This is a genomic window from Hydrogenophaga sp., from assembly GCF_965657535.1.
Lineage (GTDB): Bacteria > Pseudomonadota > Gammaproteobacteria > Burkholderiales > Burkholderiaceae_C > Hydrogenophaga.
This window is the reverse complement of the sequence record NZ_CBFHOP010000011.1, coordinates 1-23,334: the sequence shown is the minus strand read 5'-3', so window position 1 is coordinate 23,334 and position 23,334 is coordinate 1. Positions and strand designations below refer to the sequence as shown.

24 protein-coding genes, 1 tRNA gene and 3 riboswitches are annotated in these 23,334 nt (G+C 64.2%); of the genes, 11 read left to right on the top strand and 14 right to left on the bottom strand.

Annotation, left to right across the window (positions count from 1 at the left end):
• Positions 1-102: 102 nt before the first annotated feature.
• A riboswitch (glycine riboswitch) is annotated at positions 103-197 on the bottom strand.
• A gap of 15 nt (positions 198-212) precedes the next feature.
• The 4 genes from ACTG4K_RS16985 to ACTG4K_RS16970 all read right to left on the bottom strand — a co-directional run bounded on the left by ACTG4K_RS16985 (position 213) and on the right by ACTG4K_RS16970 (position 4,295).
• Positions 213-1,505, bottom strand: a complete 1,293-nt coding sequence (locus ACTG4K_RS16985; RefSeq protein WP_439115402.1) for a TRAP transporter large permease — start codon at positions 1,503-1,505, stop codon at positions 213-215.
• Positions 1,502-1,990 (bottom strand): TRAP transporter small permease, encoded by a 489-nt coding sequence (locus tag ACTG4K_RS16980; RefSeq protein WP_439115401.1) that lies wholly within the window; start codon positions 1,988-1,990, stop codon positions 1,502-1,504. Before ACTG4K_RS16980 ends, ACTG4K_RS16985 begins: the two co-directional genes overlap by 4 nt.
• A 26-nt stretch (positions 1,991-2,016) precedes the next feature.
• Positions 2,017-3,051: a TRAP transporter substrate-binding protein gene (locus tag ACTG4K_RS16975; RefSeq protein WP_439115400.1), complete on the bottom strand. Its 1,035-nt coding sequence runs from the start codon at positions 3,049-3,051 to the stop codon at positions 2,017-2,019.
• Positions 3,052-3,122: 71 nt separating this feature from the next.
• Positions 3,123-4,295 (bottom strand): M20 aminoacylase family protein, encoded by a 1,173-nt coding sequence (locus ACTG4K_RS16970; RefSeq protein WP_439115399.1) that lies wholly within the window; start codon positions 4,293-4,295, stop codon positions 3,123-3,125.
• A gap of 105 nt (positions 4,296-4,400) precedes the next feature.
• Between ACTG4K_RS16970 and ACTG4K_RS16965 the strand changes: the two genes are divergently transcribed.
• Positions 4,401-5,309: a LysR family transcriptional regulator gene (locus ACTG4K_RS16965; protein ID WP_439115398.1), complete on the top strand. Its 909-nt coding sequence runs from the start codon at positions 4,401-4,403 to the stop codon at positions 5,307-5,309.
• Positions 5,310-5,349: 40 nt separating this feature from the next.
• Here the strand turns inward: ACTG4K_RS16965 and gcvP are convergent, their stop codons facing one another.
• The 5 genes from gcvP to ACTG4K_RS16940 all read right to left on the bottom strand — a co-directional run bounded on the left by gcvP (position 5,350) and on the right by ACTG4K_RS16940 (position 12,658).
• Positions 5,350-8,238, bottom strand: a complete 2,889-nt coding sequence (gene gcvP / locus ACTG4K_RS16960) for an aminomethyl-transferring glycine dehydrogenase (protein WP_439115397.1) — start codon at positions 8,236-8,238, stop codon at positions 5,350-5,352.
• A 168-nt stretch (positions 8,239-8,406) separates the two neighbouring features.
• On the bottom strand, positions 8,407-8,772 hold the full coding sequence (gcvH, locus tag ACTG4K_RS16955; protein ID WP_439115396.1) for a glycine cleavage system protein GcvH: 366 nt from the start codon (positions 8,770-8,772) through the stop codon (positions 8,407-8,409).
• Between the two features lie 78 nt (positions 8,773-8,850).
• Positions 8,851-9,987 (bottom strand): glycine cleavage system aminomethyltransferase GcvT, encoded by a 1,137-nt coding sequence (gene gcvT, locus ACTG4K_RS16950; protein ID WP_439115395.1) that lies wholly within the window; start codon positions 9,985-9,987, stop codon positions 8,851-8,853.
• 74 nt (positions 9,988-10,061) lie between these two features.
• Positions 10,062-10,177: riboswitch (glycine riboswitch) on the bottom strand.
• A gap of 12 nt (positions 10,178-10,189) precedes the next feature.
• A riboswitch (glycine riboswitch) is annotated at positions 10,190-10,296 on the bottom strand.
• A 23-nt stretch (positions 10,297-10,319) separates the two neighbouring features.
• Positions 10,320-10,976: a nucleoside/nucleotide kinase family protein gene (locus ACTG4K_RS16945; protein ID WP_439115394.1), complete on the bottom strand. Its 657-nt coding sequence runs from the start codon at positions 10,974-10,976 to the stop codon at positions 10,320-10,322.
• Entirely contained in the window at positions 10,976-12,658 is a 1,683-nt protein-coding gene (locus ACTG4K_RS16940) for an electron transfer flavoprotein-ubiquinone oxidoreductase (RefSeq protein WP_439115393.1), read from the bottom strand. The genes ACTG4K_RS16945 and ACTG4K_RS16940 overlap by 1 nt, the downstream gene beginning before the upstream one ends.
• A 171-nt stretch (positions 12,659-12,829) precedes the next feature.
• Here ACTG4K_RS16940 and ACTG4K_RS16935 point away from each other — a divergent pair, with 171 nt between their 5' ends.
• Genes ACTG4K_RS16935 through ACTG4K_RS16925 form a run of 3 tightly spaced genes read left to right on the top strand, consistent with a single transcriptional unit; the run spans position 12,830 to position 15,060 of the window.
• Entirely contained in the window at positions 12,830-13,612 is a 783-nt protein-coding gene (locus ACTG4K_RS16935; protein ID WP_439115392.1) for an SDR family oxidoreductase, read from the top strand.
• Positions 13,613-13,615: 3 nt separating this feature from the next.
• Positions 13,616-14,614 carry a DMT family transporter gene (locus ACTG4K_RS16930; protein ID WP_439115391.1) on the top strand — a complete coding sequence of 333 codons (999 nt, stop codon included), beginning with the start codon at positions 13,616-13,618 and terminating at the stop codon, positions 14,612-14,614.
• Entirely contained in the window at positions 14,611-15,060 is a 450-nt protein-coding gene (locus tag ACTG4K_RS16925) for an acyl-CoA thioesterase (RefSeq protein WP_439115390.1), read from the top strand. Before ACTG4K_RS16930 ends, ACTG4K_RS16925 begins: the two co-directional genes overlap by 4 nt.
• A 90-nt stretch (positions 15,061-15,150) precedes the next feature.
• On the opposite strand, the gene ACTG4K_RS16920 is transcribed toward ACTG4K_RS16925, so the two are convergent.
• Complete coding sequence (locus ACTG4K_RS16920; RefSeq protein WP_439115389.1) at positions 15,151-15,744, bottom strand: peroxidase-related enzyme; 594 nt, start codon at positions 15,742-15,744, stop codon at positions 15,151-15,153.
• Between the two features lie 81 nt (positions 15,745-15,825).
• Here ACTG4K_RS16920 and pcaC point away from each other — a divergent pair, with 81 nt between their 5' ends.
• Positions 15,826-16,206 (top strand): 4-carboxymuconolactone decarboxylase, encoded by a 381-nt coding sequence (gene pcaC, locus ACTG4K_RS16915; RefSeq protein WP_439115388.1) that lies wholly within the window; start codon positions 15,826-15,828, stop codon positions 16,204-16,206.
• A gap of 35 nt (positions 16,207-16,241) precedes the next feature.
• Complete coding sequence (locus ACTG4K_RS16910) at positions 16,242-17,228, top strand: Bug family tripartite tricarboxylate transporter substrate binding protein (protein WP_439115387.1); 987 nt, start codon at positions 16,242-16,244, stop codon at positions 17,226-17,228.
• 160 nt (positions 17,229-17,388) lie between these two features.
• Here ACTG4K_RS16910 and ACTG4K_RS16905 read toward each other — a convergent pair whose 3' ends face one another.
• Together ACTG4K_RS16905 and ACTG4K_RS16900 are read right to left on the bottom strand one after the other, a co-directional pair.
• On the bottom strand, positions 17,389-17,892 hold the full coding sequence (locus ACTG4K_RS16905; RefSeq protein ID WP_439115386.1) for a hypothetical protein: 504 nt from the start codon (positions 17,890-17,892) through the stop codon (positions 17,389-17,391).
• Between the two features lie 36 nt (positions 17,893-17,928).
• Positions 17,929-18,540: a LuxR C-terminal-related transcriptional regulator gene (locus ACTG4K_RS16900; protein ID WP_439115385.1), complete on the bottom strand. Its 612-nt coding sequence runs from the start codon at positions 18,538-18,540 to the stop codon at positions 17,929-17,931.
• 85 nt (positions 18,541-18,625) lie between these two features.
• Here ACTG4K_RS16900 and ACTG4K_RS16895 point away from each other — a divergent pair, with 85 nt between their 5' ends.
• From ACTG4K_RS16895 to ACTG4K_RS16880, 4 genes are all read left to right on the top strand, one after another.
• The gene (locus ACTG4K_RS16895; protein ID WP_439115384.1) at positions 18,626-19,330 is read left to right on the top strand and encodes a CoA transferase subunit A; all 705 of its coding nucleotides are present in this window, start codon (positions 18,626-18,628) and stop codon (positions 19,328-19,330) included.
• A gap of 53 nt (positions 19,331-19,383) precedes the next feature.
• Entirely contained in the window at positions 19,384-20,022 is a 639-nt protein-coding gene (locus tag ACTG4K_RS16890) for a CoA transferase subunit B (protein ID WP_305335487.1), read from the top strand.
• A gap of 139 nt (positions 20,023-20,161) precedes the next feature.
• Positions 20,162-20,725: a TMEM165/GDT1 family protein gene (locus ACTG4K_RS16885; protein ID WP_439115383.1), complete on the top strand. Its 564-nt coding sequence runs from the start codon at positions 20,162-20,164 to the stop codon at positions 20,723-20,725.
• Positions 20,722-21,909 (top strand): MFS transporter, encoded by a 1,188-nt coding sequence (locus tag ACTG4K_RS16880; protein WP_439115382.1) that lies wholly within the window; start codon positions 20,722-20,724, stop codon positions 21,907-21,909. Before ACTG4K_RS16885 ends, ACTG4K_RS16880 begins: the two co-directional genes overlap by 4 nt.
• A gap of 67 nt (positions 21,910-21,976) precedes the next feature.
• On the opposite strand, the gene ACTG4K_RS16875 is transcribed toward ACTG4K_RS16880, so the two are convergent.
• Positions 21,977-22,050, bottom strand: a tRNA-Gly gene (locus ACTG4K_RS16875).
• Positions 22,051-22,280: 230 nt separating this feature from the next.
• Between ACTG4K_RS16875 and ACTG4K_RS16870 the strand changes: the two genes are divergently transcribed.
• Positions 22,281-22,739, top strand: a complete 459-nt coding sequence (locus tag ACTG4K_RS16870; RefSeq protein WP_439115381.1) for a glycine zipper 2TM domain-containing protein — start codon at positions 22,281-22,283, stop codon at positions 22,737-22,739.
• Positions 22,740-22,778: 39 nt separating this feature from the next.
• Here the strand turns inward: ACTG4K_RS16870 and ACTG4K_RS16865 are convergent, their stop codons facing one another.
• Positions 22,779-23,252 carry an LEA type 2 family protein gene (locus ACTG4K_RS16865; protein WP_439115380.1) on the bottom strand — a complete coding sequence of 158 codons (474 nt, stop codon included), beginning with the start codon at positions 23,250-23,252 and terminating at the stop codon, positions 22,779-22,781.
• Between the last annotated feature and the right edge of the window lie 82 nt (positions 23,253-23,334).

Genomic DNA, 23,334 nt, shown 5'->3' with positions numbered 1-23,334 from the left:
CCCCTCTGTTTGGGACCTGAGAGATTCACCACCCCGCTGGGGAATGGCTTGCTCCTGCGGTGGGCCGGGAGACGAATCCCGACCACTCTTCAGAGTTTTGATGCGTGTCGATCGGTCCTTTTGCCTGAGAGTTTCCGGGGCGGTTGCTCCTTCGGCGCTGGCCTGCTGGGCAGGTCAGTCTCTCCCGATCGACTGCGTGATTGTCGCTTAACTTACCGCATCCATTGCACCAAGACCAAGCTGATGGAGGGGAATGCCACCAGCAGCGCCAGGCGCACCACGTCGACGCCCACAAAGGGCAGCAGGCCGCGGAAGATGGTGCCCACCGGCACCTTGGGCAGGTTGGCCTTGAGCACAAACACGTTCATGCCCACCGGGGGTGTGATCAGTCCGATTTCGGTCAACACCACCACGATGATGCCGAACCACACCAGGTCATACCCTTGGGCGACCAGCGTGGGCAGGAACAGGGGGACGAAAATGAGGATGATGGCCATGGCATCCATCACGCAGCCCAGCAGCAGAAACACTGCCAGGATCGCCAGCAAGATGCCCAGCTTGGAAAGGCCCGAGTCATTGATCAGCGACAGCAATTCATCGGCCAGACCCGAGAAGCTGATCAATTGCGCAAACATCATGGCGCCAAACAGCACCACGTACAGCATGACCGAGGTCATGGCGGTTTCCTTCATCACCTCCATGAAGCGGCTCCAGCCCATGCGCCGCTGTGCCAGCGCAATCAGCAGCGCCATGCCGGCACCGATGCCACCGGCCTCGGTGGCGGTGAACCAGCCCATGTACAGGCCGCCAATGATGAGCAGGAACAAAGCCACGAAGGGCCACACGCCAGCCAGCGAAGCCCAGCGCTCGGCGGCTGAGACGCGCGCACCGCGTGGTGCATGCTCGGGTTTGATGACGGCGATCAGGTAGATCACACCCATGTACATGGCCAGGCCCAGCAAGCCCGGCAGCACGCCGGCGATGAACAGCTCACCGATGTTCTGCTGCGTCAGGATGCCGTAGATCATCAGGATGATGGATGGTGGAATCAGAATGCCCAGCGTGCCCCCGGCCGCGATGGTGGCGGTAGCCAGCCGGTCCGAATAACCGTATTTCTGCATGCTCGGGTATGCCACCTTGGACATGGTGGCGGCGGTGGCGAAGCTCGATCCGCAGACCGCGCTGAAACCCGCACAGGTGACCATGGTGGCCAGCGCCAGACCGCCCCGCACACTGCCCAGAAAGGCGTTGGCGGCGCGGAACAGATCGGCCGAGATGCCGGTGCGCGAGAGTACGTTGCCCATCAGGATGAACAGCGGCACCACGGCCAGTTCGTAGGAGAACGCGGCTTCGCTCAGCGTCATCGGCAGCAGCGTGGCGGCCACGCCGAAACTGTTGATGGCGGTGATGCCACCAATGGAAACGGTGAGCAGCGCAATGCCCAGTGGCACGCGAAGAAAGGCCAGCAGCAGCACCAGGCCGAGGCAAATGAGGCCGATGGTCATGATGCGAGCTCCTCGGTGTGGGATTCGTGGTGCGGAGCGCCCGCGAACAGCGCCAGCAGTGAGGCCAGCGCCGTGGTGATGGCGATGAAGGTGTACATCCAGGAGCGGGGAATCATCAGCGCCGGGCTGATCTCATTGATGGTGCGTGCCTCTTCAATCGCCAGGTAGTACTCCCAGGCGATCAGCCCCAGCACCGCGGCAATGAGCACGTCCACCGCCTTGTGCCACAGACGCCAGCGTGGCTGCAGCAACCAATGGTCAAACAGGTCGATGCTCAAGTGGCCACGCTGGGCCGTGAGCAGCGGCAGGCCCGCAAAAATGATGACGGCCATGAGGTGCTCGGTCATGTCGTTGGCGCCAAACACCGGGGTGTTGAAGAGGCGCCGCCCGATCACGTCGGTGAAGGTCAGCGCCACCATGGCCGACAGCATGAGCACCAGCAACAGGCTTACCGCCCGCTGGATGCCTTGTTCAAGGGGTTTCATGGCCGTGTTCTCCGGTCAGGCTCGGCTTACTTGGCCAGCGCCTTGTACTGCTGCTCGTAGAAGGCGACCATGGCGTTGTGGTCCTTCACACCAAAGCTGGCGCCGTCTTTCTGCAGCTCGCCGAGCATGGCGGTGCGCACCTTGCGAATGTTGTCCAGCAGCGCGGGGCTGGGCTGGGCGAACTTGTGGCCGTTGGCACGCAGCGTGGTTTCGGCCGACTTGTTTTGCTTGTCGAATTCCTGGCCCCAGCGGCGCGACAGGGCTTCGCCCGAGATCTTCAGGATGGCCTGCTGGTCAGCAGCGGACAGGCTCTTGAACTTGCCCTCGTTGATGCCGATGAAGAAGGAAGCTTCGTACAGGCCACCTGGGATGATGGTGTGGTTCTTCAACTTGCCGTCCAGACGGAAATTGACCACCGATTCCAGCGCGTGCAGCGACGCGTCGATCACGCCGCCTTCGAGCAGTTCGTAGGCCTTGGTGCCGGGGCCGGCCACCGGAATGGCGCCCAGGTCTTCCAACAGGCGTTTCTGGATCGGGCCGCCCATGCGCACCTTTTGGCCCTTGAGGTCATCAGGCGTGTCGATCACCTTGGTGGGGTGGTGGAACTGACCGCCACCCAGCATGCCGGTGCCCAGCAGGGTCACGCCCTTGAAGGCTTCGTTGCTGGCCAGGAACTGGGTGTAGGTGCGCCATAGCGCCACCGAAGAGGCTTCGCTGCTGGCGCCCATCATGGGCAGCTCGGAGAACCAGACGTGCTTGAAGCGCTCGGGCTCGTAGGTGAAGTTGCCCCAGGTAATGTCGGCCACGCCTTTGCGTGCCAGTTCCCAGTGCTGGGCGGGTGCGCCCACGGCCTTGGGCAGCAGGTTGATTTTCACGCGGCCCTCGGTGGCTTTCTCCACATCGGCCATCCAGGGCTGCAGGATGTCCTTGACCACGTAGTGCGTGGGCGGCACCCAGCTGGACATGGTGAGCGTGGTCTGGGCCTGGGCGGTGGCGGCGCTGCCCAGCGTGAGCAGGGCGGCGCTGGCGATCAGGGCGTGGATGCGTTGGCGGTTTTTCATGGTTTGTCTCCTCGGGTGAAAGTGAGGTTGTGGTGGGGGAAACGATGGAGGCAGGCGTTTGAGCAAACGCCTCAGGGGGCAGGGGAAAGCAGCTCTTGCACCAGCGCGATCCAGTAGCTCGCGCCGGGGCCGATGTTGTTGTCGTTGAAGTCGTAGGCCGGGTTGTGCACCATGCAGGCGCCGGGTTCGCCATCGGTGCCGTTGCCGATGAACAGGTAGCTGCCGGGCACTTTTTCCAGCATGAAGGCGAAGTCTTCGCTGCCGGTGAGCTGGGCGCCCTGCGGCACCACCTGGTGGGCCGGGAAATGCTTCACCGCCACCTGCAAGGCGCGCTGCGTCTGCTCGGCGTCGTTCACCAGCACCGCGTAGCCGGGGCGCCAGTCGATCTCGGCGCGTACACCGAAGCTCTCGGCTTGCAGGCGCACCGTCTCGTGCAGCCGCCGCTCCAGGTCGCGGCGCACTTGCGGGTCGAGCGCGCGCACGCTGATCTCCAGCCGGGCTTCGGCCGGAATCACGTTGTTGGCCTGCCCGGCGTGGATGGCACCGACCGTGACCACGGCCGCCGACTGCGGATCGACGTTGCGCGACACCAAGGTTTGCAGCGCCATCACGATCGAGGCGGCGGCCACCACCGGGTCGGTGGCCTTGTGCGGCATGGCGCCATGCCCCCCAAAGCCGTGCAGCGTGACGGTGACGTAGTCCGACGAGGCCATGGTCGGCCCGCTGCGGAACACCAACTGGCCCTGCGGGTAGCCCGGCATGTTGTGCATGGCAAAGATGGCGTCGCAGGGAAAGCGCTCGAACAGGCCGTCTTCCATCATCTTCAGCGCGCCACCGCCGCCTTCTTCGGCGGGCTGGAAGATCAGGTTCAGCGTGCCGTCAAAGCGGCCCTGCTGTGCCAGGTGCTGGGCGGCGGCCAGCAGCATGGCGGTGTGGCCGTCGTGCCCGCAGGCGTGCATCACGCCATGGTGGCAGCTGGCCCAGGCTGCGCCGGTGGCCTCGGCAATGGGCAGGGCGTCCATGTCGGCGCGCAGGCCGATGCTGCGATCGGATGTACCGCGCTTCAGTTGCCCGACCACGCCGGTGCCGCCCAGGCCGGTGCTGACTGCATAACCCCAGGCGCCCAGCTGCGCTGCCACCAGTGCGGCGGTGCGGCGTTCGCTGAAAGCCAGCTCAGGGTGCTGGTGAATGTCGCGGCGCAGGAGGGTGAATGCCTGTACTGCCGCGTCGCTGAGTCGATCCATCCGGGTCTCTCCTAAACATGAACTTTGTTGCATGTTAGGAAGCTGTTGATTTAAAGTCCAATGCATTGATCGGCAAGAACCCATGAATTCGACGGGAGATTAGGGATGACCCTCGTGCAACTCAGGCACTTCGTGGTGCTTGCTGAAGCCGGCAGTTTTGTGCAGGCCTGCAAGGCGCTTTTTCTCACGCAACCCGCTCTCACGCGCAGCATCCAGGCGCTGGAAGACGAACTGGGCGGGCGGCTGTTCGACCGGTTGGGCCGACGCATTGCGCTCACACCCTTCGGCCACGAGGCGCTACAGCGCGCACGCCGCCTGGTCGCCGACGCCGAAGCGCTCAAGCAAACCGGCAAAGGACTGCATGCGGGCCTGATCGGGAGCCTGCGCGTGGGGCTGAGTTCGGGCCCCGGCGCGCTGCTGTCTCTGCCGCTCATGCTGCACATGGCCGAGCACCACCCCAGGCTGCAGTTGCACATCTCGCGCGGCAATACGTCGGTGCTGATCGACGCCCTGCGCGAACAGCTGCTGGACGCGGCCGTGGTCGATGTGCGTTCGGTACGGCCCTCGGCCGACCTGCAGGTTGCCCAGGCGTTCGAGTTGGCCGCCGGTTTTCTGGTGCGCCCCGACCACCCGCTCACCCGGCTGGGCCGGCCCGTCACACTGGACGAGGTGCTGGCCTACCCGGTGGCGTCCACGCCGCTGAGCGACGAGGTGGCGCGGGTGATGATCGGGCGCTACGGACCGCAGGCCAACCCCGACGACATGGTGACCCTGCGCTGCGACGAAACCCAGAGCATCGTTGAAGTGGCGCGGCGCAGCCTGGCCATCGTGCTGACGGCCGAGGCCGCAGCGCCCGGGCTGGTGCCGCTGGACATGAGCCCACCCCTGAACGCCACGGCGCGTTTCGGCCTGGTCACGCTGGCGCAGCGCCAGGAGGCGCCGGCCTTGCGGCTTTTGCGCGAGCAGCTGCCCGTGTGGATCAAGGACTTTCAGCGCATGGCCACCCCGCCATGAAAAAGGGCGCCATCGGCGCCCTTTGTCTTTCAGGCTGGCTTCACGCCAGTTCGCTGATCGGCAAGCAGCTGCAGAACAGGTTGCGGTCGCCGTAGACGTTGTCCACCCGGCCCACCGACGGCCAGAACTTGGTGTTCACGGCGCGGCCCGCAGCAGCCACGGCGGTTTCGCGCGCGTAGGGGTGCGTCCAATCGCTCGTGAGCACGCTGGCGGCGGTGTGCGGTGCGTTTTTCAGTGGGTTGTCGTCCTGCGGCCATTCACCGGCTTCGATCTGGCGAATCTCGTTGCGGATCGCGATCATCGCGTCGATGAAGCGGTCCAGCTCTTCCAGCGTTTCGCTCTCGGTGGGTTCCACCATCAGGGTGTTGACCACAGGGAAGCTCAGCGTGGGCGCGTGGAAACCGTAGTCCATCAGGCGCTTGGCCACGTCCTCGGCCATCACGCCGCTGGTTTCTTTGAGGTGGCGCAGGTCCAGGATGCACTCGTGCGCCACATGGCCGTTGGCCGAGGCGTAGAGCGTCGGGTAGTGGTCGGCCAGGCGCTTGCTGATGTAGTTCGCGCTCAGGATGGCCGCCTCGGTTGCGTGTTTCAACCCGTCGGCACCCATCATGCGGATGTACATCCAGCTGATCGGCAGCACGGCCGCATTGCCCAGCGGCGCGGCGCTGACGGCACCCACGCCGCCCTTCACGCCGCCGGTGGCATGGCGGGGCAAGAAAGGCACCAGGTCTTCGACCACACACACCGGGCCCACGCCCGGGCCGCCGCCGCCGTGCGGAATGCAGAAGGTTTTGTGCAGGTTGAGGTGGCTCACGTCGCCGCCGAACTCGCCGGGCGCGGCCACACCCACCAGGGCGTTCATGTTGGCGCCGTCCACGTAGACGCGACCGCCGTGCTGGTGCACCAGGGCACACAGCTCTTTCACGGTGGTCTCGAACACGCCGTGCGTCGAGGGGTAGGTGATCATCGCCGCGGCCAGCTTGTCGCTGTACTGCTCGCACTTGGCGGCCAGGTCGGTCATGTCCACGTTGCCGTTTTCATCGCACTTGGTCACCACCACCTGCAGGCCCACCATCTGGGCGCTGGCCGGGTTGGTGCCGTGGGCGCTGCTGGGAATGAGACAGATGTTGCGGTGGCTCTCGCCGCGCGAAGCGTGGTAGCCCTGGATGGCCAGCAGGCCCGCGTATTCGCCCTGCGACCCGGCGTTGGGTTGCAGGCTGATGCCAGCGTAGCCCGTGGCCTGGCAGAGCCAGGCGCGCAGCTCTTCGTCGAGCTGTTGGTAGCCCTGCAGCTGGTCGGCGGGTGCAAACGGGTGCACGTTGGCGAACTCGGGCCAGGTGATGGGAATCATCTCGCTGGTGGCGTTGAGCTTCATGGTGCAGCTGCCCAGCGGGATCATGCTGCGGTCCAGTGCCAGATCTTTGTCGGACAGGCTACGGATGTAACGCAGCATGCCGGTTTCCGAGTGGTGGCTGTTGAAAACCTGGTGCGTCATGAACGCGCTGGTGCGGCGCAGTTCGGACGGGATCATCGGCTCAATGCCTTTCTCGAACGCGTCGAAGCTGGGCAGGGCCTGGCCTTCGGTGGCGAACACGCGCCACAGCGCGGCAATGTCGTCGCGGGTGGTGGTTTCGTCCAGCGACATGGTGATGCTCTGGTCACACGCCTGGCGCAGGTTCATGCCGGCTTCGCGCGCGCGTTGCATCAGCGTGGCCGTGGCGTCTTTGGCCAGCACCCAGAGGGTGTCAAACGCGGTGTCTTTGCGCAGTGTGTAGCCCATGCCTTGCAGACCCTGGGCCAGCACGGCGGTGTAGCTGGCCACGCGCTGCGCGATGCGCTTGAGGCCTTGCGGGCCGTGGTAGACCGCATACATGCTGGCCACGACGGCGGGCAGCACCTGCGCGGTGCAGATGTTGGAGGTGGCTTTTTCGCGGCGGATGTGCTGTTCGCGTGTTTGCAGCGCCAGGCGGTAGGCCGGGTTGCCGTGCACGTCCACGCTCACGCCTACCAGGCGCCCGGGCAGCGAGCGCTTGTAGTCGTCGCGGCAGGCCATGTAGGCAGCGTGTGGGCCGCCCGCGCCCATGGGCATGCCAAAGCGCTGGGTGGTGCCCACCACAATATCGGCATCCATCTCACCGGGCGCTTTCAGCAGCGTCAGCGCCAGCAGGTCAGCGGCCACAATGAATGCGGCGGATTGTGCGTGGCTCCGGGCGGCGTAGGCGGTGAGGTCTTCCACCAGACCGGTGCTGTTGGGGTACTGCGCCAGCGCGGCGAAATGCTCGCCGTTCAACGCAGCAGCCCAGGCGTCAGCACTCTGCGGCACCACCACCTCAATGCCCAGGGGTTTGGCGCGCGTCTGAATCACCTCAAGGGTCTGCGGGTGGCAAGCGCGCGACACCACAAACACCTTGCTTTTGCTCTTGACGGTGCGCATCGCCAGCGTCATGGCTTCGGCGGCCGCCGTGGCTTCGTCCAGCATCGAGGCGTTGGCAATCGCCATGCCGGTCAGGTCGGTCACCATGGTCTGGAAGTTCACCAGCGCTTCCATGCGGCCCTGCGAAATCTCGGCCTGGTAAGGCGTGTAGGCGGTGTACCAGGCGGGGTTTTCCAGGATGTTGCGCAGGATCACGCCAGGCGTGTGCGTGCCGTAATAGCCTTGCCCGATGAAGCTTTTGAGCAGCTGGTTTTTCTGCGCCAGCGCTTTCAGTTCGGCCAGTGCGGCAGCTTCGGTGACGGCGGGTGGCAGGTCCATGCCCACACTGCGCGCAATGCTGCGCGGCACGATGGAATCGATCAGCGCACGGCGCGAGGCCTCGCCGATGACCGACAACATGTGCGTTTCGTCGGCTTCGCTGATGCCGATGTGGCGGGCGATGAACTCGCTGGCGTTTTCGAGTTGATCGAGGGGTTTGACAGACGGCATCAGCATGGTGGCAATCTTTTAGCTGGGTGGAAAAGTGGACGGTTCGGCGTGGCGAAGGGCAACCGCATGGGAGGAGATGACCCTATCCAGGGGCGCAGCCGAACCGGCTTTGCAAGGCCGCCAGCGCCGCCCCCTTGAGGGAGGCGCGCGCAGCGCGGCAGGGTTTGTCCAGGTTCAGGCTGCGAAAGCAGCGTATGCGGTTTCGTCCAGCAAGGCATCCACCTGGGAGGCGTCAGACAGCTTCACTTTGAAAAACCAGCCGGTGTTCAGCGGGTCGCTGTTGGCCAGCGAGGGGTCGGCGCGCAGGGCTTCATTCACTTCCACCACTTCGCCGCTGATGGGCATGTACACGTCGGCTGCGGCTTTCACCGACTCGACCACGCCGGCCACTTCTTTCTGTGCAAAGGACTTGCCCACTTCTGGCAGGTCCACAAACACCACATCGCCCAGCGCGTCTTGCGCATGGGGAGTGATGCCGACGGTGGCGATATCGCCGTCAACGCTGATCCATTCGTGGTCTTCGGTGTACTTGGTGGTCATGGTGGGCTCCAGTGAAAAGTGGGGGTTGAAAGTAGGGGTGTCGGCTGCAAGGGTGAACGCGAGGTGGCGAACGGGAGATCAACCCCTGTAGTAGCGGGTGGGCACAAACGGCATGGCGGCCACTTCCATGGGCACGGTTTTGCCGCGCACGATGGCGTTCACGCGGGTACCCAGGGCGGCCTGAGCGGGGTGCACATAGCCGATGGCTACCGGCTTTTCAGCGCTGGGGCCCAGCAGGCCGCTGGTCACTTCGCCAATCGTTTCGCCCTCGGTGTTTTGCAGTTCGGTGTGCTCACGCACCGGCACGCGCTCCAGCGCGATCAGGCCTACGCGCTTGCGGAGCAGGGGCTCGGTACCGTCCAGCTGAGCCAGCACGCGGGCTGCGCCGGGGAATGCGCCAGCGCGGGCGCCGCCGGTGCGGCGCACTTTCTGGATCGCCCAGTTCAGTGCGGCTTCCACCGGGGTGGTGGTGGTGTCGATGTCTTGCCCGTACAGGCACAAGCCCGCTTCCAGTCGCAGCGAATTGCGGGCGCCAAGGCCTACGGGCTTCACTTCGGGCTGCGCCAGCAAGGCGCGGGCGAAATCGGTGGCCACATGCGCAGGCAGCGAAATCTCAAACCCGTCTTCGCCGGTGTAACCGCTGCGGGTGATGTACAGGTCGCCACCAGCCCAGGTGAAGGCCGCACCGGTCATGAACACGAGCTGTTCCACGCCGGGCAGCAAGCGCTTCAGGGCCGTCACGGCTTGTGGGCCTTGCAGGGCGAGCAGGCCGCGCTCGAACTGCACATCCACGTGGCACAGCTTGCCGATGCTGGACTGGATGTGTGCCAGGTCACCGTGTTTGCAGGCGCCATTGACGATCACAAAAATATCGGCGCCCCGGTTCACGAACATCAGGTCGTCAATGATGCCGCCGGCTTCGTTCAGCAGCAGGCCGTAGCGTTGCTTGTTCACGCCCAGATCCACCACATCCACCGGCATCAGGGTTTCAAAGGCCGCGGCTGCATCTGGGCCCACCAGACGCAATTGGCCCATGTGGGACACATCAAACAGACCGGCTGCGGTACGCGTGTGGTGGTGCTCGGCCATCAGGCCGGCGGGGTACTGCACCGGCATGCTGTAACCGGCAAAGGGCACCATGCGGGCGCCGAGTTCAAGGTGCAGGGCGTGCAGCGGGGTGTGCAGCAGTTTGGAGGCGGTGGGGGCGTCAGACACGGCGGGCTTTCTGGAGGGTTGTACCTGGACTCAATGGGGCAGGCCCACTGAAGGGCGTACACGGTTCATCCGTGCGCTGCCCCACTGTCCGCTTTACCTGAGAGATTCACACGGGCGATGCCGCGTTTGCTCCTTCGGTGGGCCGCCCGAAACCTTGATACGGGGGCTGCCTCTCTCCAGTGGGGTACAGCGGCTTTTCAGCCACTGCTTGCCAGTCCTTTTGCCTGAGCGTTCAGGGCTTGCTGGTTCAGCAAACCGCCTGCGCCTTCGGCGGCCACCCGTGGGGCAGCTCTCTCCTGACAGACGCGCATTCTAAAGCACGGCGCGTGTTTTCAGCTTGTCTGGAATTCAAAACACCCGGCCGCTGCGTTCCAGGCCACCTGGCGCTGGGCGCGGTGCCTCGAAGCCTCGATACGGCGCGCGTTGGGTTCGTCGGTCTGGGCGATCCAGGCCAGGGCCTGTTCTCGGGTGCGACCGAACTGCTGGTGGCGCGCGGCCAGCCGTTCCAGCCGCAGGTCAGGCTCGACCTGCAAGTACCACACCTCGTCCAGCAGACCCGCCACGGGCGACCAGCCGGCGTCATCCAGCAGCAGGTAGTTGCCTTCGGTGACGATCAGCGGCGTGTTCGCCCACACGGGCAGGGCGCCGGCCACCGGCTCTTCAATCTCACGGCGAAAGTCGGGCGCGTACACCACCTCGTCGTCCGTTTGCGTGCGCAGGCGGCGCAACAATGCCGCGTAGCCGGCAGCGTCAAAGGTGTCGGGTGCGCCTTTGCGCTGGGCGCGCCCCAGCCGCTCCAGCTCCAGCTGCGCCAGGTGAAAGCCGTCCATGGGCACCGCCTGAGCCCGTGTGCCCTGGCTTTGTTCCATGAGACGGGCCAGCGTGGACTTGCCCGCCCCGGGCGGGCCGACCACCCCGAGCAGACGGCGCGGTCCGCTGGCCAGCAGCTGCAGGCGCTCCACCAGCGCCGGGTGGAGCTTGGGCGCCATCACATGCCCGCGTAGTTGGGCCCGCCGCCGCCTTCGGGTGTGACCCACACAATGTTTTGCGTCGGGTCCTTGATGTCGCAGGTCTTGCAGTGCACGCAGTTCTGCGCGTTGATCACCAGTTGGTCCGCGCCGTCCTTGTTGACGAACTCGTACACACCGGCCGGGCAGTACCGGCTCTCGGGCCCCGCATACTTGGCGAGGTTGATCTGCACCGGCACGCTCGCGTCCTTGAGTGTCAGGTGCGCCGGTTGTTGCTCTTCGTGGTTGGTGTTGGAGACGAACACGCTGGAGAGCCGGTCAAAGGTGATCACACCGTCCGGTTTCGGGTACGTGATCTGCGGCATTTCATTGGCCGGCTTGAGCTTGGTGTGGTCCTTGGTCGTGTTGTGCAGCGTCCAGGGCGGGTTGCTCACACCCACCTTGGGCAGGAACCAGTGCTCCACACCGGTCATGAGCTTGCCCATGAGCGGGCTCTTCTTGAACCAGTTCTTGAAGTTGCGGTAGGTCCACAGTTCTTCATGCAGCCAGCTGGCCTTGTAGCCAGATTCAAAGGCGCTCAGCTCGTCGCTCTGGCGCCCTGCGGTCACCGCTTCAAACGCGGCTTCGGCGCACAGCATGCCGCTTTTTATGGCCGCGTGGCTGCCCTTGATACGCGCTGCATTCAGAAAGCCGGCGTTGCAGCCCACCATGGCGCCGCCCGGGAACACCAGCTTGGGCAAGGCCTGCGGTGTGCCGTTGTTCAGCGCGCGGGCACCGTAGCCCAGGCGCTTGCCGCCTTCAATGTGCGCCTTGATGCTGGGGTGGGTTTTCCAGCGTTGCATTTCTTCAAACGGGCTCATCCACGGGTTCTGGTAGTCCAGACCAATGACGTAACCCAGCGTGACCTTGTTGCCTTCGAGGTGGTACAGAAAACCGCCACCAAAAGCGTCGTCGCCCAAAGGCCAGCCGGCGGTGTGCACCACCAGGCCAGGCTTGGCCTTGTCGGCCGGCACTTCCCACAGCTCCTTGATGCCGATGGCGAAGGTCTGCGCGTCTTTGCCTTCGTCGAGTTTGTACTTCGCGATCAGCTGCTTGCCCAGGTGGCCACGGGCGCCCTCGGCGAACACGGTGTATTTGGCGTGCAACTCCATGCCGATCTGGAAGCTGTCCATCGGCTCGCCGTCCTTGCCTACGCCCTGGTTGCCGGTGGCCACTCCCTTCACAGAGCCGTCGTCGTTGTAAAGCACTTCGGCGGCCGAGAAGCCGGGGAAGATCTCCACGCCCAGGGCTTCGGCTTGCTCGCCCAGCCATTTTGTGACCGCGCCCAGGCTGATGACGTAGCAGCCGTGGTTGTCGAAGTTGCGCGGCATCAGCCAGTCGGGCGTGCGCTGTGCGCCGGTTTCAGACAGCACCAGCAGGTCGTCGCCGGTCACAGGCTGGTTCAGCGGAGCGCCGAGTTCTTTCCAGTTGGGGAACAGTTCGGTGATGGCTTTCGGGTCCATCACGGCGCCCGAGAGGATGTGGGCGCCGGGCTCGGAGCCTTTCTCCAGCACGCAGACATTGATCTCGCTGCCTTTGTCGGCGGCGAGCTGCTTCAAACGGATGGCGGTGGACAGGCCGGCGGGGCCGCCGCCGACGATCACCACGTCGTATTCCATCGCTTCGCGCGGGCCGTAGGTGCTGAGGATTTCTTGTGGGCTCATGGTGTGCAGTCTCAGTGAAAGGTCGGGCCGGCAGGCGCAAGCCGTCCGTCATGAAGGGGGTGTGCAGATCGTGTCGTCGTTGTGACGGATTCTAGTGGGCGATGTCGCACAATCGCTGTCACGGGGGATGCAAACGGCCCCGCAACGAACTCATTCGGGTAGGAACTCTAAATGGCATACACATTGGATCTTTCGGGTCGCGTGGCCTTGGTCACCGGCGCTTCGGGCGGTTTGGGCGAGCAGTTCGCCAAAACGCTGGCCCGCGCGGGCGCGGCGGTGGTGCTGGCTAGCCGCCGCACCGACCGGCTCATGGCCCTGCGCGCGCACATTGAGGCGGAGGGGGGCGATGCCCATGTGGTCGCGCTGGATGTGACCGACATCGCGTCCATCAAGGCGGCCATTGCCCACGCTGAAACCGAGGTGGGTCCGATCGACATTCTGATCAACAACTCGGGCGTGAGCACCACGCAGCGCCTGCAGGATGTGACCGAGGACGACTACGACTTCGTGCTCAACACCAACACCAAGGGCGCGTTTTTTGTGGCGCAAGAGGTGGCCAAGCGCATGCTGGCGCGGGCCAAGGGCGCGGCACCCGGCAGTTACGTGGGTGGGCGCATCATCAACATCGCGTCCATGGCGGGCCTGAAAGTGCTGCCGCAAATTGGCGTGTATTGCATGAGCAAGGCTGCGGTGGTGCACATGACCAAGGCCATGGCGGTGGAGTGGGGCAAGTTTGGCATCAACGTCAACGCCATTTGCCCGGGCTACATCGACACCGAGATCAACCACCACCACTGGGCCACTGAGCAAGGGCAAAAGCTGGTCAACATGCTGCCGCGCAAACGTGTGGGTCACCCGGCTGACCTGGACGCGCTGCTGGTGATGCTGTGCGCCAGCGAGAGCCACTTTATCAACGGCGCGGTGATCGCGGCCGACGACGGTTTTGGGGTCTGACGCTTGATTGCAACCGACGCCGCGCGCACCGCCGCCTGGCCGGTGGGCATGCTTACCGGCATTCTGGCTGGGCTGGGTGCGGGCGCCTTCTGGGGCATGACTTTTGTGGCGCCGTTGATGGTGGCGGGGTTCAGTTCGGTGGACTACACGGTAGGTCGCTTTGTGGCTTGCGGGCTGTTTTCGCTGTTGCTGTTTGCCGCTCGGCCCATGGGCGCCTTGTTTCGCCGCCAGGCGCCTGGGCGCACGATGCAGCTGGGAGCCTGGCACTGGCCCACGCCGCGCCAGGCGCTGGTGGCGCTGGGTCTGAGTGTGTTGGGTTACACCGGCTACTACCTGCTGCTGGTGCTGGCCATCCAAGACGCGGGCGCGGCCTTGCCGGTGCTGGTCATTGGCACCATTCCGCTGTGGGTGATGGTGCTGGGCAAGCCGCACGCTTTGCGCTGGGGCGCACTGGTGCCCGGTGTGTTGCTCACAGCGCTGGGCATGGTGTTGATGATGCAGGCCACGGGCGAGGCCGCTAGCCACGGCAGCGCTGACGCACCCGCCGGGCAGGTATGGCGCGGCGTGTTGTATGCGGTGGCCGCCATGGCCAGCTGGACAGCGTTTGGTTTGCTCAACGCGGCCTGGCTGCGGCGCCACCCCGAGGTGAATTCGACCGACTGGGCCAACTGGCTCGGCATCGCGGCGGGTGTGGGCGCGCTCTTGCTGTGGGGCCTGTGGGGCTCTGACTGGGCCAGCCTGCGCGCCCGTGAGGGCTTTGGCACCTTTGTGCTGGTGTGCACCGTGACCGGCATTGGCTCGGCCTGGGTGGCGGCGGTGCTGTGGAACATGGCCAGCCGCCGCCTGAGCCCGAGCTTGGCTGGGCAACTCATCGTCAGCGAAACGGTTTTTGGACTGATCTACACCTTTGCCTGGAGCGCCCAATGGCCTGCCGCCATGCAATGGGCGGCCTGCGTGCTGTTCGTGCTGGGTATCCTGGCTTCTATCAAGGCACACCGATGAAACTCGAACTACCTGAAGACAAAAAACTGGTGCACAGCGTCATCGTTCCCATTCGCTGGGGCGACATGGACGCCATGGGCCATGTGAACAACACGCTGTATTTCCGCTACATGGAAATTGCCCGGCTGGACTGGTTTTTTGGTATGGGCCTGCCGGCTGACCCGAAGGGCGAAGGCCCGGTGATCGTCAACGCGTTCTGCAATTTCATCCGGCAGCTGGAGTTTCCGGGCGATGTGCTGGTGCGCACCTACCTGGGCACCATGGGGCGGACCTCGTTTGACACCTACCACGAGATGCTGCGCACCGACGACCCCAGCACGGTCTACGCCAACGGCGGCGCTACCGTGGTCTGGGTGGACTTTCCGCAGCAGAAGTCGGTGCCCATGTCGGAACACGCCCGCGCCCTGATCGAGTGCGCAGGCGGCCCGCCCTTGCTGGGGCGCTGAGCAAGGTAATTCAGCGCCGGGCCGACCCAAGCGAATTCGCGCCCCCTCGGGGGGCTGCGACCCGCGCAGCGGCGGAGCGTGGGGGCCAAACTACTTCTGTTTCGGCAGACGCCCCATCACGTAAAACTCGGGGTTGGGCGTCATGCCGCTGAAGCTGGCCATGCGGTTGGACAGGCCAAAAAACGCAGTGATGGCCGCGATGTCCCAGGCGTCTTCATCGGTGAACCCGTGGGCGTGCAGTGCAGCGAAATCGGCATCGTCCAACGCGTGCGAAGCCAGGCACACCTTCATCGCAAAGTCGAGCATGGCGCGCTGGCGCGGTGAAATGTCGGCCTTGCGGTAATTGACCGCCACTTGGTCGGCCACCAAGGGTTTTTTCTCGTAAATGCGCAAAATGGCGCCGTGCGCCACCACGCAATACAGGCAATGGTTGGCTGCGCTGGTGGTGGTGACAATCATTTCCCGGTCGCCCTTGCTCAGGCCCGAGGTGCGCCCTGCGGTTTCCGGCGTCATCAGGGCGTCGTGGTAGGCAAAGAAAGCGCGCCACTCGGCGGGCCGGCGGGCCAGCGCCAGAAAAACGTTGGGCACAAAGCCCGCTTTTTCCTGCACTTCCAGCACCTTCGCCTTGAGGTCGTCGGGCAGGGTATTCAGGTCGGGCAGGGGGTATCGGGGGGTGTTGCTCATGTTCTTGTCTCCGGTCAAAAAAAGCAGGTGCTCACCAGTTTATCCTTGGGCGATTCCCACCCCAGACACTTGGAGCACAGCATGCAAGACGAGCAATACCGCACCGGCCTCGCGACCCGCCGCGAGGTCATGGGTGACCCTTTTGTGGACCGCGCACTGGCCGGCACCACCCCGTTTACCCAACCCATTCAAGACCACATTTCACGCGCCGCCTGGGGCGATGTGTGGCAACGCGACGGGCTGGACCGCAAGACCCGCAGCCTGATCACCGTGGCCATGCTCACCGCATTGGGCAAGCAGCACGAGCTGAAAGGCCATGTGCGCGGCGCACTGAACAACGGCGCCACGGTGCAGGAGATTCAAGAGGTGCTGCTGCACGCGGCGGTGTATTGCGGCGTGCCGACTGCGGTGGAGGCGTTTCGCAGCGCGGCCGAGGTGTGCGAACCGCCTGCATCTTCCTGATTGCGTTCATTTTTCCATACCGACCGGGGCACTCTATGACCAGTCCACGCCGTTCATTTCTTTCCCGCAGCCTGCGCACTGCGCTGGCACTGAGCGCCACTCTCAGCCTGGGGCTGGCCGCTGCCCAGGCGCCGGTGACCAAGCTCATGGTGGGTTTTCCCGCCGGGGGTGGCACCGATGCGATTGCCCGCATTTTGGCCGAGCGTCTGCAGGCCGAGCTGGGCACCACGGTGTTGGTGGACAACAAGCCCGGCGCCGGCGGCCAGATTGCGGCGCAAACGCTCAAAGCCGCAGCCCCCGACGGCCACACGCTGTTCCTAAGCCACGACCACAGCATCACCATCTTGCCCATGGTCACCAAAAACCCGGGCTATGACTCCGCCAAAGACTTCGTGCCGGTGGCTGGCTTCGCCACATTTGTGAACGCATTTGCCCTGTCCAGCGGCACGCCCGCCACCTCGCTCAATGGCTACGTCGACTGGGTGCGCCAGCAAGGCGGCGGCAAGGGTGCGGTGGGCATCCCGGCGCCTGGCTCGGTGCCGCAGTTTTTGGTGCAGGTGATCGCCAAGCAAAACCAGCTGGACTTGGTGGCGGCGCCTTACCGCGGCAGCGCGCCCATGATGGGCGACATGCTGGGCAACCAGATTTCGGCGGGCGTGGCGTCCGTCCCCGACTTCATTGAAAACCACAAGGCTGGCAAGCTGCGCGTGGTGGCCGTCATGGGCACCCAGCGCCAGGCGGCCATGCCCGCGGTGCCCACGTTTGCCGAGCTGGGCTTGGCCGGTTTTGAAGACGTGCCTTATTACGGCGTGTTTGCTCCCGCAGGCACGCCCAAGGCCACGCTGGACAAGCTGGGCGCTGCCATTCAAAAAACCATTGCCCAGCCCGACGTGCAGGGCAAGCTCACCGCCATGGGCTTGACGGTGGGTTACATGCCGTCTGAGCAGCTGGCCGCGCGCGAACGCAGCTACGCCAAGGTGTGGGCCAAGATCATCAAAGACAGCGGCTTTCAGCCCCAGTAAAGGCTGTGCGTCAGCGGTGCTGAAATCGGGACACCCGGCCCCTGGGCTTCAGGCGCCGGGTGTTTTTTCGGCTGCGTCTGCGGTGCTGTGGGCCTGCGCCTCGCGCAGTTGCTCTCGCAGGCGGTCCAGGCCCTGTCGAAAGGCTTCGGCGTCGCCGTGTTCAAAAAACTGCGGGTAGCGCAGGTGCGCGCCCTGCAGCCGCCGCGCGTGTTTGATGGCACCAATACTGCTCGGTGCGGGCAGCCACCTCGCGGGCATAGGCCAGCACACCGTTGCCGTAAGAGCAATACAAGCAGTTGAATTTTTCGACCGTGTTCAGGTAGGGCAGGTCGCTGCGGTCAAACACCAGGTAGTCGGCACGGCGCACTTGGTGTATGCGGTAAACCGGAAAGCACACAGCCTGATACAAGCTGATGAACACGTCCAGCAATGCAAAGATCGGCCAACCCATATAGATCAGCGGGGCGCTCAGCAGCACGGTGAACCGGCTGTGGCGCAGGTAATGCCACAGGCCCACTTTCTGCCGTTGTTGCAGTTCCAGAAAGCGCTCGGCCAGCTCGGCTCGGTGGCGCATGAAAGCCGCACGGTGCTCGCTGTATTCGGTTTCCAATTGGTCTTCCAGGGCCTGCATGCGCGCGAGCAGCTCGTCAATGGTGGATGGCATCGTAGACTCCTGGTGCGGGTTTTAAAGGGGGACGGCTCAGCCCGCAATGAGCTTGTGGACCAGATCAACCGAGCTGCCCGCTTGGTATTTGCGCATCAGCCGCGCACGGTAAATTTCCACCGTGCGGTGGCTGATGGCAAGCTGCTTGCCGATTTCCTTGCTGGTCAGGCCGTCCATCAGAAAGGCCGCCACTTCGCGTTCGCGCGGTGTCAATTCGGCTCTCACGGCGCGGCGCGAACTGAGGTCTTCAAAGCTCCAGATGCCTGCCTCGTGGGGCACCTCGCGCCGCAGCGCCCGCCCGGTCACATGACACCAAAAGGTTTCGCCCTTCAGTCGGCCGTCCACCCGCTTCATGATGCGGTCGTCGGCATAGGTGCCGTTCTTGCCCAAAATCGGCGCAATGCGGGCGCCGGTGCGCTCGTACTCGTCTGCGCTGGGGTACAAGATCTGAAAGCTCTGGCCCACCAACTGTTCGCGGCTGGCGCCAAACATGTCGCACAGCGCCTGGTTGCAGTCCACCATGGTGCGCTGGCGCGACAGGGCCAACCCCACAGGGGCAAGGTGAAAAGCGAGCCGGTAGTCGATGCCGGTGGGGCTGCTCAGCGCCGGGCTGGCGTCGCCTGCGGTGCCAGGCGCGTCGGAGGTCATGTCAGGGTTAGTCATTAGGTCAAACTACGTATGTCGTTACGTAGTATCGTCACCTTATCCCTGTTCAACCACTGGAGCAACCGACGTGAACAAGATTTACCCGAGCGCAGCCGAAGCCCTGAAAGGCGTGGTCGCTGATGGCCAACTGATCGCCGTGGGCGGTTTTGGCCTTTGCGGCATTCCCGAAGCCCTGATCGACGCGCTGCGCGACTCGGGCGTTAAGAACCTAACCGCTATTTCAAACAACGCGGGCGTGGACGATTTTGGTCTAGGCAAGCTGCTGCAGACGCGCCAGATCAAGAAAATGATCTCGTCCTACGTGGGTGAAAACAAGGAGTTTGAGCGCCAGTACCTGGCTGGTGAACTCGAACTCGAATTCACGCCGCAGGGCACGCTGGCCGAAAAGCTGCGCGCTGGCGGTGCTGGCATTCCGGCCTTTTTCACCAAAACCGGTGTGGGCACGCTGGTGGCCGAGGGCAAGGAGTTGCGCGAGTTTGATGGCGAGACTTATGTGATGGAGCGCTCGCTGGTGCCTGAGATATCGCTGGTGAAAGCTGATGTGGCCGACATGTCGGGCAACCTGCGCTTCAACAAGACCGCACGCAACTTCAACCCTGCTGTGGCCACAGCCGGCAAGATCTGCATCGTCGAAGTGGAGCGCATTGTGGCCACCGGCGACATTGCCCCGGACGACGTGCACCTGCCGGGCATTTACGTGCACCGCATCGTGCTGAACCCCACCCCGGAAAAGCGCATCGAAAAGCGCACCACCCGCGACCGCAAAGTCTGATTTTTTTGCGGGACAGACCTTCAGCGCTGTCCCCAACACGAAAGGAAAAGAACATGCCTTGGACCCAAGACCAGATGGCCGCGCGTGCGGCGCAAGAACTGCAGGATGGCTTTTATGTGAACCTCGGTATCGGTATCCCGACGCTGGTGGCCAACCACGTGCCCGACCATGTGGAAGTTTGGCTGCAGAGCGAAAACGGCATGCTCGGCATTGGCCCGTTTCCTTATGAAGACGAGGTGGACCCCGACCTGATCAACGCGGGCAAGCAGACCGTGACCACCATGAAGGGCTCGGCCATTTTCGGTAGCGACCAGTCGTTTGCCATGATTCGCGGCGGCAAGATCAACCTGTCCATTCTGGGCGCCATGCAGGTCACCGCCGAGGGCGATCTGGCGAACTGGATGATTCCCGGCAAGATGGTCAAGGGCATGGGCGGTGCCATGGATCTGGTGGCGGGCGTCAAGCGCGTTATCGTGCTCATGGAACACGTGGCGAAGAAGAAAGACGGCACCGAAGACTTGAAAATTTTGCCCGCCTGCACCTTGCCGCTGACCGGCAAAGGCGTGGTGGACCGGATCATCACCGACCTGGGCGTGATGGACGTGACCCCTGAAGGCCTGAAGCTGGTTGAACTGGCCGACGGCGTGACGCGCGAGTTCATCCAGAGCAAGACCGGCGTTCCGCTGATCTGATCGGTCGATGGCCTATTGATGGTCTACTGATAGCCATTTGACAGCCGCAGTGCCTACACTGCTGCCTGTCCATCGCCCGCACCCGCTCCAGGTGCGGGCTTTTTCGTTTGCGTTTTTATTTGCGTTTGGGGGAATGGGTTTGGAAGCTTTTTTACTGTCCACAGGCATCGTGGCCCTCGCCGAAATGGGCGACAAGACACAGTTGTTGTCGTTGGTGCTGGCCGCGCGTTTCAAAAAACCCTGGCCCATCATCTGGGGCATTCTGGCGGCCACGCTGCTCAACCACGCCCTGGCCGGCGCGGTGGGTTCGTGGGTGATGGCCGCTGCAGGGCCCGACGTGATGCGCTGGGTGCTCGGCGTGTCTTTCATCGCCATGGCAGGCTGGATGCTCATTCCCGACAAGCTGGACGACGAAGACGCGGTGCCCAAGCGCCAGTTCGGGGTATTTTTTACCACCACCTGGGCGTTTTTTCTGGCTGAAATGGGCGACAAGACGCAGATTGCCACCGTGGCGCTGGGAGCGCAGTACGAACCGCTGGTGGCCGTGGTGGCGGGCACCACGCTGGGCATGATGCTGGCGAATGCCCCTGTGGTGTTTTTTGGTGACGCCATCACCCGGCGCGTGCCCATCAAGGCAGTGCATGTGGTGGCCGCGCTGATTTTCCTGGTGCTGGGTGTGGGCGTTTTGCTGAGCGGCGCATGAGCCCCTCCGCCCACAGCGAGAGCTGGGTGCACCGGTGGGGGCGGGCGTTGCCTCCCGCACAGAGGGTCTATGCCGCGTTTTTTCTTTATGCGTTGAGCCTGGGTGGCTTGTTCCCGCGCATGGGCGAGATACAGCAACGCATGGGGGTGGGCGAGGGTGCGCTGGGCCTGGCGCTCATTGGCACCGCCTGCGGCACCATGTTGTCGCTCACCTGGGGCCATGCCCTGATCGAGCGCGTGGGCTACCGGCGCTGCCTGCTGTGGCTGCTGCCGGCCACAGCCACCTGGTACGCACTGGCGGCTTGGGCCGCGGCGCCTTGGGTGCTGTTTTCGGTGTTGTTGCCGGCCGGTGTGGGCGTGGGCGCGCTTGAAATCATCGTCAACGTGGAAGCCGACCGCGTCGAGCATGCCCTGGGCCGACGCATCATGAACCGCGCCCACGGCTTCTGGAGCCTGGGCTTTTTCGTCGCCGGCATGGTGGGCGCTGGCAGTGCCTGGCTGGGCATCAGCCCGCAGCTGCAGTTGTCGGCCACCGTGTTGCTGGTGCTCATCTCGACGCTGCTGTTGCTGGGTCGGTTTGCGCCCAGCAACCCACGGCCACAAATGGCCGGCGCGGCCTTGGTACCCCGCTTTGCACGGCCCACGCGGGCCATTTTCTGGCTGGTGTGCCTCACGTTTTCAGCCATGGTGATGGAAGGCGCCGGCATCGACTGGTCAGCCATCTACATGCGCGACGTGTTTGGCGTGGCCCCCTTTGTGGCCGGCTTGGCCGTGGCCACCGGGGCTTTGGCGCAGGCCTGCGCCCGCTTTGCCGCCGACCATTTTGTCGAGCGCTATTCGCCCCAGACGGTGGCCCGCGTGTTGCTGCTGGCGTTGGGTGCCGGCGTGCTGGTGGTGTTTGCCGCGCTGCACCCGACGGCCTCGTTGCTCGGTTTCGCGCTCATGGGCGTGGGCAGCAGCGCCATTTTTCCGCTGGCCATGTCGGCCGCCGCCCAGCGCCACGACCGGCCAGCCGCTATCAACGTGGCCGCGTTGTCGCAGCTGTCGTTTATGGCGTTTTTGCTGGCACCACCGCTGCTGGGGTTTGTGGCCGAACACTGGGGCATTCGCTACGCGTTTGGCCTGGGCTTACCGCTGGTGGTGGTGAGCTGGCTGGCGGTGTCGTCGCTGGACCCCGAGGGTTGAACGAACACCAGGACATGACGCTCAGCGAGCAGCCATGAAAAAGGCCTCGACGGGCCTTTTAGATTTTTGGAGCGGGTGAAGGGAATCGAACCCTCGTCAGTTGCTTGGGAAGCAACAGCTCTGCCATTGAGCTACACCCGCGAAGGCCCGAATCATACCCGAGCAGCGCTGTCGCCCACTGCGGCTCGTTTGCGGCAGTGCGTTGCGTCCGCTCAATGGTGGCCGGCGCTGGATGCCTACACTTTTCTAATGCCTCGGTGGGCGTTGGTGGCGTGGTTGGGCAGTGACTTGCCGTTGGTGTCGCTGCGCAGTTGCACCGCTGTGATTTCGCTCGCCGAATATTGATTTTTCTTTGTCGTTGGGAGCGGTACATGCAAGGCTTTAAAAAGTTGTGGGCAGGTTCGTTGGTGGTGGCGTTGCTGGCAGGTTGCGCGGCGCCGGCCACCCAGGAGCAGAGCGGCATGGTGGTGGGCGGCATTTTGGGCGGCCTGCTGGGCGCGCAGGTGGGGCAGGGTTCGGGCCGTACTGCGGCGACCATCGTAGGCACGGTGATCGGCGCCACCATTGGCGGCAACGTTGGTCGGTCGATGGACGCTACCGATCGCCTCAAAACCGCGCATGCGCTGGAAACGGTGCGCACCGATGTGCCGTCGAGCTGGGTGAACCCGGACACCCGCAACCAGTATGTGGTGGTGCCCACGCGCACCTACGACACCGCCGCTGGCCCCTGCCGCGAATACACGGTGCGAGCGGTGGTGGGTGGCAAGACCGAAACGGTCTACGGCACCGCCTGCCGCCAGCCCGACGGCAGCTGGAAAGCCGTGAATTGAGCGGGGCTTTGCCCGGATTCACCGGTTGGGCGATGCCCTCTAGTCGGGCAGCTTGAATTCACCGGCGGAGTTGAACCGAAGGCTGCGCCACTGGGGGCCAGACAGCTTGCCGCTGATCACGTAGCCGATGGGTGAACGGTCGCCCTGTGCCATGCCCAAGGCCTGGCGCAGCATGGCCAGGGCGGGCACGGTGACGGGCACGCTCAACACCGTTTCACCAAAACGGGGCACGGTGCCGCGCGCGTTGCTCACGCCGCTGGCAAACGACTTGCCGCGCACGTCCATTTCAACGAACAGGCCGTCGTATTCCAGCGCGCTGTCGTTGGGGTTGATCACCCGCAGCTTGACCAGCAGGCGCACTTCCATGCCTTGTCCGGGCATTGGCTCGACGCCCACCACGTCCACCCGCGGTGGGTCGCCAGGCGCCAGGCTGGCCCAAGCGCTCAGGCCCCCGGCCAGTGCGAGCACCAGCCAAGAGCGCCGGGTATGGATTGCGCTGGGTAAGCTGTTCATTTCATGATGTCACCGAGGCAGAGGTACTTGATCTCCACATAGTCGTCCATGCCGTGGTGCGAGCCTTCGCGGCCCAGGCCCG